The sequence below is a fragment of the Paenibacillus sp. RC21 genome (assembly GCF_044907935.1).
GTDB lineage: Bacteria > Bacillota > Bacilli > Paenibacillales > Paenibacillaceae > Paenibacillus > Paenibacillus terrae_A.
On the sequence record NZ_JBIYCS010000003.1, the window covers coordinates 278,042 to 290,792 of the forward strand.

Sequence of the window (12,751 nt, forward strand, 5' to 3'; positions counted from 1 at the left end):
ATGCAAGCATTGAGAATTAAAAGTTCTCTAACTTCATTCTGTGGAGTGCTGCTTCGCACAGAGGCTAGACCCTCCGCCTTATTCAACACCATGCACTTTCTTATTCAATACTTACCTTATTATATTCTCCCAAGACAGAAGATAGTGGGATAAATAAATGTTATATTTCGCTTGATACATATGGTTATTTTCGATAAAGTATCGTAGTAAGATGAATTTTCCCTATGAAGGGGTATATAACGTTCGGTAGAAACCAAATCCAATTAGACGGCTTATACTGCTCATACAGTATCTCTTTCAGTGCTTCTTTTGTCGAACGCTGACAGGCCCTTGTAACAGTGAAAAAGCTTTAAAAATAATGATTGAAAACGCTTCCTTTTGTGTATATACTCTTACTACATCACAGAGGCAGCAGCCAAGTAAACATTACTGTGGAACACGATAAACATCTTTGTATAACATGCAAAACGACCCCATGCATACGCACAGGGCCGATATAATCTTACTTCACTTTGACTGGAGCCGGATATTTCTTACCCAGCGTGTCCACGGTTACTTTTTTCATCGTAGCTGGTTTGATGGGTTTATCATTGCTGTCACGCTTGGAGTTCACGATGGCATCTACCACGTCTAATCCAGACGTTACTTTGCCGAAAGCAGCGTATTGACCGTCAAGGTAATCCGCATCGGCAACCATGATGAAAAATTGCGATCCGGCTGAATTCAGATCTGCTGAGCGGGCCATGGATAGTACGCCGCGCGTGTGCTTGAGCGTATTGTTGACACCGTTGCTCTTGAACTCGCCTTTGATGCTGTAGCCGGGGCCGCCTGTACCGTTACCCTGCGGGTCACCGCCCTGAATCATGAAGCCGGGGATGACACGATGGAAGATCGTACCGTTGTAAGCGCCCTTTTGCACCAGGGAAATGAAATTGTTAACGGTGTTCGGTGCTACTTCCGGGTACAGCTCAAGTTTGATCTTTTTACCGTCGTTCATGACAATCGTGACGACAGGATGGGAAACAGGTTTACTTTTGTCTTTAGTCGCGGCAGGGGTTGTACTGCTTGTCCGGCTTGCGGCTTCTACATCTGTCGCTTTTGTGCCACATCCGGCAACCAGCACGAGCATGGTAGCCAGCAGGCAAAGCATATACCAGGGACGTATCTTTTTTCGGATCATTTGTATTCCTCCTGAAAGATTAGATGTGTAAAATCCTAAATTATAGTTTGGGGCAGCGCAGAGCACTTTTCCGTTTTCTATCATACCTTTTTTTGTTGGGATTAGGAAATACGGGTTTGAATACCGTATTCTTGACCCATACTGCTGCTATTCACAAGGAAAGGGGCAGGATCATGGTGGAGGTAGACAAAAAGCTGGCTAAAGGTCTCATATGGGGGATGGCGTTCAGTCTGCCGGTTTGGGTAGGGGTGCTGTACTCGGTACAACACATCCGTGACTGGCTATAATATAATCAAGCGTGGAGATAAGCCAAAACCGGGATGGTTTTGGCTTATTTATATTTGTGCCAGTCCAAATTGCTGTTATTCAGCAGATGCTCGAAGTTGTTGTCCAGCTTCTTCTGTTCTGCTTTTCTTGCTTCGAGGGCACGCTGCCGTTCGTCTTCCTTACGTTTATCTTGCTCTGCCTGGGCTTCATTGGCCTGAGCTTTGAGCTTATTCAGCACGTCCTGACTCAACAGATCCTTTAACGTTGCAGGTTTGTCCTGAGCCGCAGGAGCGGGGGAAGACGAATTTCTTTTTTTAGCCATGTCATCAACTCCATTCCATTCGATTATATCAGCTTCTGCATGGTTGTTCCACGGCTGAAGGGTGAGGTTTGCTGTGGACTTTTCTAATTTAGAGGTTAATAATGGAATAAGGAGAAGGGACGTGTAGCATCATGCATCTTTATTGGAAGCGAAACCTGGTCGTTTTGTGGATCGGTGTATTTTTTTGCAGCATGGCCTATTCCGTTTCCATTCCGTTTTTACCTATTTTTTTGAATACGGAAATGGGTGTGACCGATCATCTGGAGCTGTGGGCGGGGATTGCCTTTGGGGTTACCTTTTTAGCCAGCGCTCTGATTGCTCCGTTTTGGGGTTCGCTCGCAGATAAGTACGGACGGAAGCCGATGCTGATTCGTTCAGGCTTTAGTCTGGCGGTATTGTATTTGATATGTGCCTTTGTAACTGATCCGTATGTGTTCGTAGGGGTACGACTGTTTCAGGGTCTGCTCTCCGGGTTTATTCCTGCTGCCATCGCATTGGTCGGAACGGGTTCGCCTGAGGATAAAACGGGTTATGCACTCGGCATTATGGCAACCTCCGGGGCGACGGGCAGCATCATAGGTCCGTTGATTGGCGGAGTGGTAAGTCATTATACGGCAACCGGAATGCCTTTCTGTTCTCTGCGGGGCTTGTGCTGGTCTCTGCGCTAATTGCGACCTTTGCCGCTAGAGAGGATAACTTCAAGGGAACCAGTACCCGTTCGCATGTCCGTGACGATATCAAGGAGGCTATTGCTAATCGGCCGTTGTACTTTTTGCTCATACTGGCAGGATTAAGTACCTTTTCCGTCATGATCTTGGAGCCGCTAATTACGGTGTAGCTGGATGCCGATCCGCTGGATCTTTGTGTTGAACGGTGGAATGTTGCTGGTGGCGGCATTGCTGTTATGGGCGAAGGGAAGAGAGATTTTCCATGCCTCTGCCAAAAATAACGCAACGGATCGGGATGTTCATCCTGCCGGATAGGTGGAGTATAGTTAACTGTTCGATGTGCATTACAAAGGGCCCGTGGAGCTTGACCTCCATGAGCCTTTTTCAATAGTTTAGGTCGCAAAGCAACTCTATTGAAGGTATATGAAAACATTCCAGAAGATGGTATGATTACTTGCGGAAAACTATATTATTATTTGTTTGTCATAGTTTTCACTTAAATTGTTCGATATCCTAAAAAGTTAACTTTAAAGGGGTGGTTTATTTTGTCCAATACAACCACGATACTCGCAGAGATGATGAAGTACATGAATGAAAATGGTTTGAACATTAGCGATTTAGCCAGAGAATCCAAGATGAATCCCGGCACAGTGAGTAGTATCGTCAATGGAAACCGTAAGTTTTCAGTCTACCAGTTGGATCGAATAACAGAAGTGATGGGACACCCCGTCGGCTATTATTACGAACGGTATATTGACGAATATTTGGCCGATTCCAACCCGAACTGGCGTAGAATGAGTCCTTTTTTGTATAATTGCGCAAAATTGAACAAGCTGGACTGTATTCAGCAAGTTGTGGATATGTTATTGGATAAGTTGGGATATTCCGATCCCTTATTTGAACTTGCCGAGGAGTTTTTCGAGGAAGGCATGAATGAAGCAGCAGCAATACTTTATGAGAATGTGGCCCTAACTGAGAAAAAGCAGTATTCTGAACGTTTGGCTATTTGTCAGTACCGTTTATTCGTAACGAGGCAAGGGGATGACTCAGAGAAAAATTATGAGGCTGCTGTCCAGTTTGAGACTTACGTTGATCGTCTTGATGAAATTGACCAGCTGGATGCATTAAGAGATTTAGTGAATACATATCGCTCATTGCGTAAGTGGGACAAAGTAAACAAATTCGCTAAAATTTTGGGGAATTTAGCTGAAATCCAATATAAGCTGGATCGTAAGCAACAAAATGCACAGAAAGAAAATACAAAAAAGCCGTTTTACCCTCTATTTGTATACTGGGGAGTTTCATATTTACTTCGTGCAGAAGTTTGTGACGCAAGGAAAGACTATGAGCAGGCACTCCTACATATTAACACTTACGCTGATGTAAGTTGGGTAAAGGAAACGGATGAAACGACCCTGAAGTGGAAGAATCGGTTTAAGGAGTGGTCGGAGGTCAATACGTATGTAAACAGGCTTATGTCAGGCGATGTAAGCGTACTCTCTGATTATGTAGCTTATTTTTCTACAAAGGAAGACGAAGTTCTCCCCGCATTAGATAACATCATTGAGGCGGCTAATCGTTATAATATGAACGTAGATGATCTGCTCAAGCGATTTGAAGTGCAGATTCTATCTCTTCTGGAGCAACAAAATGGGGTAGGCGTGTACAATCAACAATTCATTTCAGAACGCTTTACTCATTTTGCATTTGAATTGTCCATCTACTATTTGCGTAAAGGTATGTTTTTGAATGGTTTTACATTTTTGTTAAGCTGTTTGGAAAAATCTACTGTGATTAATAATAAAGCATATATAATCAAATGTATGAGACTGTTTGAGTCTTTTAGAGAAAATGCATCCTCTGAGGTAAAGGCAGTTTATCGTAATTTGATTAACGAGGTGGACGAAGATGAAGAATAAAATGGTTTTAACCTTATTGGTGACTAGCTTTGCGTTATTGATGGTAGTAATTATTCCTTACCCATATCAAGAGAAAGGATATACTTTCGAACCCACAGGACATCATGGTGGTTTCTGATCATTCTTGATATTAAAATATGCTCTAAGCCTAATCCAATTCATAATAGAGCATATTTAATCCAGAAATTTTTTGACCCTTATAGTAATTAGCTTTAGCCTTGTAGACCCGCTTTCGTAGCAGGTCTTTTTTGTTGGATTATAGATAATTATCCCAAACCTTTACTTTTAGTAAACTTATTCATAACCCTCTAAACTAAGGATACAACAAGGAGGGTTATATCATGGTAAGGGACGACATTTTGCGTCAACGGTTGGAGAAAGCTCGACAAAAGCTTTATGCTTTGCAAGCAAAACATGGTTTCAGTCACGCCAGCGTGCTCAGACAATCTATGATTCTGGACAAGCTCATTAATCAATATAACCGCCTTTTTTATGTAAAAGAAAAAAAGCCGACTGCATAAATGCAACCGACTGGGCGAGAAACTTTTGGTGAGGTCACTCGCCCCTTTATTGTAGCACATGATACATAATAATACTTCTCCGTTCTATTTGCTGCTTGGTTGATGTGCACTGAGTAGGACACCTAGGATAACGACCAAACCGCCAATAATTTGTCCCCACGAAATGGTTTCCTGCAACAATAGAACCGAAAATAATACCCCGAATATCGGTACCAAATTCATTAAAGAAACGGAACTGCTCGGTGACAGCTTGATTAATCCGTAATTGTAAAGCAAAAATGCGATAACGGAACAGAATACGCCCAGATATACTAACAACATAAACGATCCCGTTGTCGGAGCTTGCCAGCTATCTTTTTCAATGAGTGCCAGAGGTATAAAGAAGATACTGCCTGCTACGGTTTGATAAAAAGATAAAGTCACGGGCGGGTATTTGTCCACAACCTTGCGCGTCATGAAAGTATAAAATGCCCACGCAAAACCAGTTCCAATCAATATTAAATTTCCGATCAGTTCATTCTTTCCATTCGAGCTTCCGCCTACCGAGGTTAAAAAATATACCCCAATCATAGCGAGTGCAATGCCGATGATTTTATATTTGGACAGTTTCACTTTATATATCATGAGTTCAAGCAACGATGTGATCGCGGGATAGGAGGCGACAATCAATGCTGCATTGGAAGCTGTAGTCAGGCTTACTCCTATATTCTCCATCGAAAAATAAATAGTGATTCCCAAAACACCGCTAAATGCAATAATAGCTAAGTCCTTTGGCTTAATTTTGACAAATTCCTTTCTTATAAGCAAAACAATCCCCAACACAACAGAGGCTATCATAAATCTGGATAATCCCAACGTAAGAGGGGGGAACGTGATGTATGCTGCTTTTGTGGCGATAAACGATGTGCTCCAAATCAGCAGGGCCAAAATCGTAGCACTATAATAGATACGGTTGCTGTTGCTGTTGATAGCTATGACTTTGTTCAAGTGAAATCCTCCCTGGCATGATCTCATATCAAATGAAATATTAGTAGTTACTTGAGTAGCTACTTTAGTAACTACTCATAAAAAGATAGTGCGTATATCAGTTTTTGTCAAGGGGAAGTGATATAGTAAGGTTGAACATGAATTTGAGGAGAATGCGTCATGAAACCAAATGTGTTAGAAATTCTGCGGGATTTGAATTTTACGGAATATGAAGCTAAAGCTTATGTAACCTTGTTGGAAAGCTCTCCACTTTCGGGATACGCCGTGTCATTGAATTCCGGAGTGCCAAGATCCAAAATTTATGAGGTATTATCAGGGATGGTTAACCGTGGGGACATTATGGTCAGTCAGGATAATACACCGCTATATGTGCCACTCCCGCCCCATGAATTGATTGCCCAGAGAAAACGCAAAGCAGAGCAGATTTTTAATGTAGCGCAAGAGACATTGGAGCAGTATACAGCATCGTCCCAAAACAGAGAGAATATTTGGAATATATCGGGTTATGAAGCCATTATAAGTCGCATAAGTGAAGGAATTAAGGGAGCCAAGCACCGTATCTTGATGGAAATTTGGCAAGAGGATGCCGAGGTGTTCAGAGCTGCTTTAGAGCAAGTTTCGCGGGAAGGAGTTGAGATTTTCATTGTAGCGTACGGAGATCTTAACTTTGAATTCGCCACCATTTACCACCATGATATGAGTGAAGAGATTACGTCCGAAATTGGTGGGCGGTGGATTGTACTCAGCGTAGATGACCGGGAGGTTGTGGCCGGTATACTTTCACTCGGGGATGATAGCCGTGCTGCATGGACGATGCATCCGGGGCTTGTGATGCCGATTACGGAAGTGATTATTCATGATGTTTATATTATGGAAATCATGTATGAGTTTCGTGAAGAGTTGGAAGCCAAATTCGGCCCTAATCTTATCCATCTTCGCAATAAATTCGCGATGGGTCCGAATGGCAAAGGATATTATGTCCCTTTACCTGAAAAGAAGGCTTAAACGAGTATGTGCTGGTCCAAAATGCATAAATAAAGGCCCATGGAGTGTTAATTCCATGAGCCTTTTTCGTGGACGTTCCGTTCGTTATTTTACAGTTACAATCACACGTTGGTAATGTTTTAGCTGATGCTTTCCATTGTCTTGTACTTCTGCGATGATATGAATCGTATTTCCAGACTTGGCATCTGCGGGAACTGTAAAGCTTACCGTATTTGTATCGCTGCCTTGCAAGTCAATCGTATTTAATTTCTCGCCTTTAGCTACTTCTCGATGGAGACCAAGTTGCAATCCACTACCCATTTCAGGTTTAACTGGTGCCGGTTTTACTTTAGAATCTTCATACGTATCGGCTTCAAAATATCTCCACCATTTATAGGTTAATTGATCGCCGTCCGGATCTGATCCTTCTGCATGCAGTGTTATTTTCTCTCCGGGACTAGCTGTCACATCTAATCCTTCTTTAATGCTTAAAATTGGATTATGATTGGCATCTTTATAGTCGGATGCAATCGCCCAGTCAGCACGAGCTGCAAAGTCATTTTGAATATCATCAAACCATCTCATCAGAGAATATTCCGCTTCAAATTTTTTCGTATACACATCATAGTCTAACACGGTATTTCTAAATAATTTATCGTTAACCACACCGAAACGACCTCCCCAGCCACCATAGGTTGGGTTTTCCATACTCCGCAGACCGTTATCAATCAGATAGAAGAATGATGGAGAGTCTCCTTCAGAGATAAAATCATATTTATCATATTGTGGATTTTTCTTTAAATAAGTGTCACTGCCTCTTTGTTCTTCAGCCAATTCACCTGGAATCATTTTTCCATCACCCATCAAAGCGTACATATCGAGCAATTTGCCGTGACCATTTTGGATATTCTTGAAGTTCCAATCCCCGTGTAACTTGCTGTTGACTTCTTCTGTGTGCATTTTCCAAGCGTATGCAAAATGCCAGAAGTTAGATTGATCATTGATAATTCTGATGTCCGGCCAATTTTTTGCGATGTACTTATTGTAGCTGTCATCCTGATCCAAAATGATATAAAGAACGAGCTTATCGCTCACCTTTTTTTGGATGTCAGCCCATTGAGCTGTATTTTTATATTCGTCCTCAATGGATTTTAAAGCTCTGGCTGTAGTATTTGTGCCACCCCAGGTTTGTACATATAAATCTCTTTTGTCATCATCCAGGAAGAGATTTTTAAGGAAATTAGATCCTTCTGTTTCTTTGTCCATCTCACCTTTGTATGAAATATTGCCTATCTTGGTAACGCTTTTAATATATTCAGGCTTTGGATATCCTTCGGCTTGTTTAGTTAGATTAGGGTAAATTTCTCCATAAGCATCGATCATATCTGTTACCCATTGAGTTCCAGTCCATCTGAATGGCTTTATGCCTGTTTTTTCATCACCTGCATAATGGTACACGGAACTGGTCAGTACGATACCGGACAAGTCCATTTCATTAGAATAGAGGAGGAAGCGAATAACCGAATTCATATCATCGACTTCTCCATCGGTCGTAATAACGGTTCTAGCCTTCGTCGCTTTAGCTTCTACTTTATTGTCCACTTGTTCTTTTGCTGGAGTAGCTTTTTCATCCTTTGCAACAGCAGGAGCTTTTCCGCCGCTGCAACCACTGATAATCAAAATACATATCATACCTAATAGAAAAACGTTTAACCATTTTCTTTCTCTCATTTTCTTTTCCCCTTCCTGAACGTACACATGGTGTTTTTTTAGGATTAAGACTGTATATACATTGATGGTTTTATATCTAGTTTTAGGTATAAAAAAAACCTAAATACATTATGCGTCAAAAAGAAATTGAGCATACATGTATCTAGGTTTTGCCTGCATAATCAGTCACAATCCTGATTTGATATTACATCATAATCCGAGAAAATGAAAGCGATTTATTTTATTTCACTTTGAACAAACCCGATTCTTTTACTTCGGACAGGAAGTTGTGGAATTCAGGAATATTCAGCTGTTGCTGGGCATCAGACAAAGCGACTGCCGGGTTCGGATGGACTTCCACCATGATACCGTCAGCTCCAGCAGCAAGTGCGGCCTTGGCACAAGGAGCGAGGATGTCCTTACGTCCTGTGGAGTGGGTCACGTCGACCAGAACAGGCAGATGGCTTTCCTTTTTCAAAATCGGCACGGCGGAAATGTCCAGCGTGTTGCGAGTCCATTTCTCATACGTACGAATACCGCGTTCGATCAGCATGACTTGCGTATTGCCACGGGAAACGATGTATTCCGCTGCGTGAAGGAATTCTTCCATTGTAGCAGCAAGTCCGCGTTTGAGCAGGATCGGAGTTCTTGTTTCGCCGGCAGCTTTGAGCAGCTCGAAGTTATGCATGTTACGCGCACCAATTTGAATGATGTCGATGTATTGGATCGCTTCCTCCAAATGTCTTGGGTCGACGATTTCACTGATTGTAGCCAGTCCCAGCTCATCGCCTACGCGTTTGAGAATTTGCAGACCCTCGATGCCCAGTCCCTGGAAATCATACGGAGACGTACGCGGCTTGAACGCGCCACCACGAAGAATCGGAACGCCTGCCTCTTTCAGAGCTTCACCGACTTCACGAGTTTGCTGGTAGCTTTCCACCGAGCAGGGACCTGCAACCATAACGGAGGCTTTGCCACCAACGAGCGTGTCCTTAACCTTGATGACTGTGCTATCCGGCTGATTTTTGCGGCTGACGATCAGATGCTTTTTGTGTTCTTCTTTTTGATAGTTCAGGGAAGCCTTGAAAATATTTTTGAACAACTGGCGGATCGTAGCGTCGTCGAACGGTCCGCGGTTAGCCGCGATCAGTTTGTCCAGCATTTGTTGCTCGCGCACCGGATCAAAGTCAGGCACCCCTTGAGCTTCTTTTAATTTACCAAGTTGTCCGGCCAGTTCAGCACGCTGCGACAGCAGCTCCAGCAATTGCAGGTTGGTAGCATCGAGCTGTTCCCGCAGCAGCTCCAAAGAATTTTCATTTGTCGACATACATAACATCCTTTCACGAATAAAAATTGTTTTTTCTGTCAATCCATAGATCTTTTTTCAGAAAATAACACAAAAAGGCCCTCGCCGCAAGGGACGAATGCCGTGGTACCACCCTAATTACAGAAGTATACATACAAGTCGTCAACGTCATTCCAGCCGACAGTAGCTACTTCTGAGCTTGATGCCCGTAACGGGGGCTTCCGGAAACCTCTAGTGCAGATAAGAAATGAATCCTTATGCTGGTTCAAGGCTCGACTCGGGAGTGAATTTCAACGCGGGATTTCGGTACGCTCTCAGCAATTCGTACCTTTCTGTGGAAATCCGGGTAGACGTTTACTTGTCTCCGTCCATGTCTTTGTTCATGTGATTCAAAAGAGTTGACCTTATTTTAAACAAAGTAGGTGCAGAAGGCAAGACCTGTTTGTCAGGTTCGGTTCTCGCCCGGTTTTGAATCGGTTATAATGTGAACAGCAACGGGAATCCCTTGCCATCTAAAAGACGTTATGTACAAGGAGGAATTATGAGCAAAATCAGAGTATCGGCGGTTCAATACCATCTGCATACGATTGATTCGTTTGAGGAATTTGCCCTTCAATCGGAGCATTATATCAAAACAGCCGAGGAATTTGGTGCGGAATTTGTTCTGTTTCCCGAGTTTTTTACGACCCAGCTCATGTCGATTGGTGACAGTCAAGGCAAGGCCCTGACCATTAACGACCTGCCGGATTTTACAGATCGCTATCTTGAATTATTCACTTCATTCGCCCGCCGGACCGGGATGCATATCATCGGCGGTACCCATGTGGTGCAACGAAACGAACGTTTATATAATACGGCGCACTTGTTTTACCCGGACGGACGCGTAGTCACACAGGACAAAATTCACATCACACCGACTGAGGTGCATGAATGGAATATGGCTCCCGGTGAGGGACTCAATGTGTTTGAGACGTCCAAGGGGAAAATAGCGATGCTGACCTGCTATGATATTGAATTTCCCGAAATCGTACGCATGGCGAAGGCGAAGGGAGCAGATATCATTTTCTGTCCATCCTGTACGGATGATCGCCACGGCTTTTACCGGGTACGGTATACAAGCCACGCCCGAGCGGTTGAAAATCAGGTGTATGTGGTTTTGACAGGCACGGTAGGCGCTTTGCCTACGGTTGATTTTATGCGGGCCAACTATGGACAGGCGGCAGTCATTACACCGAATGATATTCCATTTCCGCCACGCGGCATTATGGTGGAAGGTGAACTAAACAACGATATGATCGTCACCGCCGATCTGGATTTGCAGCTATTGTATGATGTACGCGAGCGCGGCTCAGTGACCACATGGCGTGACCGCCGTACGGATTTGTACACAGACTGGAGCTAACGAAAGGAAGGTCGTCATGTATCGCAAAGAATGGTTTGTCTTTGACGGAGATCGCCCGCTGCGGGCGGTCATCCGTAATTATTCCATAGCCGATTATGAGGGGCTGCTGCGTATTCAGCAGGAGAGCTTTCCGCCGCCCTATCCGCAGGAGCTATTGTGGAGCCGGGAGCAGATTGCCAGTCAGGTTGAGCATTTTGCAGACGGAGCGCTGTGCGTGGAAATTGAGGGGGAACTGGCGGGTTCGGTGACCAGCCTGCTGATGCATTATGATCCCGAGCATCCCCAGCATACATGGGAGGAAGTCGCGGACGACGGTTATATTCGTACCCATCGTGAGGACGGTAACGCGCTGTATGTGATCGACTTGGCCGTTCGTCCCGCTTATCGTAGACTGGGGCTGGGCAAGTGGTTGATTTTCTCCTTATATCATCTTGTCATTGAACGTGGAGTGGATCGTTTGCTGGGTGCGGGACGTATGCCCGGTTATCAGCATCATGCCGACCAGTTAAGCGCAGAAGCGTATGTAGATGCAGTAGTATCCGGCGAGCTCAAGGACCCGGTGTTAACGTTCCTGCTTCGTTGCGGGCGGGTGCCTGTTGGTATCATGCCTGATTATCTGGATGATGAACAATCGCGTAATTATGCGGCCTTGATGGAATGGCGAAATCCGTTTCATACCGATTACTGAATCACTACATCACTAAATTAAAAGGAGTATGCCCATATGGAATATCATCGCATTACCCATATAGAAGATCCGCTATTTTCGAGCATGCATCAGTTAATGCAGGAGGTATTCCCACCGGAGGAAGTGCTGGAGTATAGTCTGTGGAAAGAACCGTTGGAAGACCCGGGCATCCGTGTCTTTGTCGCCGTACAGGACCAAAAGGTGGTCGGTGCAACCGAATATCGCTACTACGAGGATTTTAATGTAGCCATGACGGACTTTACGATCATTGGACAGCCGGGACTCGGTATTGGTCGTTTCCTTTGGAAGCGTCGTCAGGCTGATTTGCATTCGCTTGCTCAGGCCAGCGGACAGCGGTTGCAGGGGATGTTTGCGGAAATTTATGATCCTTATCGTGGCAATGATCATACCTTTGGCGGCGTCAAGCCGATGGACCCGTATGTACGGCGTGAGGTACTGTCTCATCTGGGCTACAAACGACTGGATCTGGACTATGTACATCCATCCTGGAATAACGATGGTGTCGCTGTAGAAGGGCTGAATTTGGGTTTTATGCCCGAGGATGACAGCGCAAACGAGGTGAGCGCAGCGTTAGTGGCCGCCTTTCTGCGCCGCTACTACACGGTGTTGCCGAACAAGCCTGCGGCATGGAATGAAATGGTCGAGGGATTGGAAGCCCAATCAACGATCGCGCTGCTGCCTTTGTAAAAATACGTATAGAAAAAGGGTGCCCCAAGCCAGCCATTCATCATCTGTGTGGCTTGCGGAGACACCCTTTTTACTTCCATATGTGTTCC

14 protein-coding genes, 1 pseudogene and 1 other annotated feature are annotated in these 12,751 nt (G+C 44.3%); of the genes and pseudogenes, 10 read left to right on the forward strand and 5 right to left on the reverse strand.

Translation table 11 applies throughout. The features are described from left to right. Positions 1-502: 502 nt before the first annotated feature. Entirely contained in the window at positions 503-1,180 is a 678-nt protein-coding gene (locus ABIA61_RS10970) for a peptidylprolyl isomerase (RefSeq protein ID WP_404520384.1), read from the reverse strand. Positions 1,181-1,296: 116 nt separating this feature from the next. On the opposite strand from ABIA61_RS10970, the gene ABIA61_RS10975 reads away from it, so the two are divergent. After that, positions 1,297-1,467, forward strand: a complete 171-nt coding sequence (locus ABIA61_RS10975; protein WP_404580721.1) for a hypothetical protein — start codon at positions 1,297-1,299, stop codon at positions 1,465-1,467. Between the two features lie 44 nt (positions 1,468-1,511). Here ABIA61_RS10975 and ABIA61_RS10980 read toward each other — a convergent pair whose 3' ends face one another. Next, complete coding sequence (locus tag ABIA61_RS10980) at positions 1,512-1,769, reverse strand: YqkE family protein (protein ID WP_014280142.1); 258 nt, start codon at positions 1,767-1,769, stop codon at positions 1,512-1,514. Positions 1,770-1,900: 131 nt separating this feature from the next. Between ABIA61_RS10980 and ABIA61_RS10985 the strand changes: the two are divergent. From ABIA61_RS10985 to ABIA61_RS11005, 5 genes and pseudogenes are all read left to right on the forward strand, one after another. After that, a pseudogene (locus ABIA61_RS10985) lies at positions 1,901-2,604 on the forward strand (MFS transporter); the annotation flags it as partial. Between the two features lie 7 nt (positions 2,605-2,611). Continuing rightward, positions 2,612-2,752 carry a hypothetical protein gene (locus ABIA61_RS10990; RefSeq protein WP_404520383.1) on the forward strand — a complete coding sequence of 47 codons (141 nt, stop codon included), beginning with the start codon at positions 2,612-2,614 and terminating at the stop codon, positions 2,750-2,752. A 230-nt stretch (positions 2,753-2,982) separates the two neighbouring features. Next, complete coding sequence (locus tag ABIA61_RS10995; protein WP_404580722.1) at positions 2,983-4,356, forward strand: helix-turn-helix domain-containing protein; 1,374 nt, start codon at positions 2,983-2,985, stop codon at positions 4,354-4,356. Further along, positions 4,346-4,474, forward strand: coding sequence for a hypothetical protein (locus ABIA61_RS11000; protein ID WP_283654874.1), 129 nt, complete (start codon positions 4,346-4,348; stop codon positions 4,472-4,474). The genes ABIA61_RS10995 and ABIA61_RS11000 overlap by 11 nt, the downstream gene beginning before the upstream one ends. Positions 4,475-4,697: 223 nt before the next feature. Beyond that, positions 4,698-4,877: an aspartyl-phosphate phosphatase Spo0E family protein gene (locus ABIA61_RS11005; RefSeq protein ID WP_283654875.1), complete on the forward strand. Its 180-nt coding sequence runs from the start codon at positions 4,698-4,700 to the stop codon at positions 4,875-4,877. Positions 4,878-4,961: 84 nt separating this feature from the next. On the opposite strand, the gene ABIA61_RS11010 is transcribed toward ABIA61_RS11005, so the two are convergent. Further along, positions 4,962-5,864: a DMT family transporter gene (locus ABIA61_RS11010; RefSeq protein ID WP_283654876.1), complete on the reverse strand. Its 903-nt coding sequence runs from the start codon at positions 5,862-5,864 to the stop codon at positions 4,962-4,964. A 159-nt stretch (positions 5,865-6,023) separates the two neighbouring features. On the opposite strand from ABIA61_RS11010, the gene ABIA61_RS11015 reads away from it, so the two are divergent. After that, the gene (locus ABIA61_RS11015) at positions 6,024-6,869 is read left to right on the forward strand and encodes a TrmB family transcriptional regulator (protein WP_283654877.1); all 846 of its coding nucleotides are present in this window, start codon (positions 6,024-6,026) and stop codon (positions 6,867-6,869) included. Positions 6,870-6,953: 84 nt separating this feature from the next. On the opposite strand, the gene ABIA61_RS11020 is transcribed toward ABIA61_RS11015, so the two are convergent. Further along, on the reverse strand, positions 6,954-8,579 hold the full coding sequence (locus ABIA61_RS11020; protein ID WP_283654878.1) for a DUF1593 domain-containing protein: 1,626 nt from the start codon (positions 8,577-8,579) through the stop codon (positions 6,954-6,956). 220 nt (positions 8,580-8,799) lie between these two features. Next, positions 8,800-9,885, reverse strand: coding sequence for a bifunctional 3-deoxy-7-phosphoheptulonate synthase/chorismate mutase (locus ABIA61_RS11025; RefSeq protein WP_044648050.1), 1,086 nt, complete (start codon positions 9,883-9,885; stop codon positions 8,800-8,802). Positions 9,886-9,971: 86 nt separating this feature from the next. Continuing rightward, positions 9,972-10,244, reverse strand: a binding site (T-box leader). A 161-nt stretch (positions 10,245-10,405) separates the two neighbouring features. Here ABIA61_RS11025 and ABIA61_RS11030 point away from each other — a divergent pair. The 3 genes from ABIA61_RS11030 to ABIA61_RS11040 are packed head-to-tail and all read left to right on the forward strand — an operon-like array spanning position 10,406 to position 12,662. After that, complete coding sequence (locus ABIA61_RS11030; RefSeq protein WP_283654879.1) at positions 10,406-11,266, forward strand: carbon-nitrogen hydrolase family protein; 861 nt, start codon at positions 10,406-10,408, stop codon at positions 11,264-11,266. Between the two features lie 16 nt (positions 11,267-11,282). Continuing rightward, positions 11,283-11,954: a GNAT family N-acetyltransferase gene (locus tag ABIA61_RS11035; RefSeq protein WP_283654880.1), complete on the forward strand. Its 672-nt coding sequence runs from the start codon at positions 11,283-11,285 to the stop codon at positions 11,952-11,954. A gap of 36 nt (positions 11,955-11,990) precedes the next feature. Then, positions 11,991-12,662: a GNAT family N-acetyltransferase gene (locus tag ABIA61_RS11040; protein ID WP_283656210.1), complete on the forward strand. Its 672-nt coding sequence runs from the start codon at positions 11,991-11,993 to the stop codon at positions 12,660-12,662. Positions 12,663-12,751 lie beyond the last annotated feature (89 nt).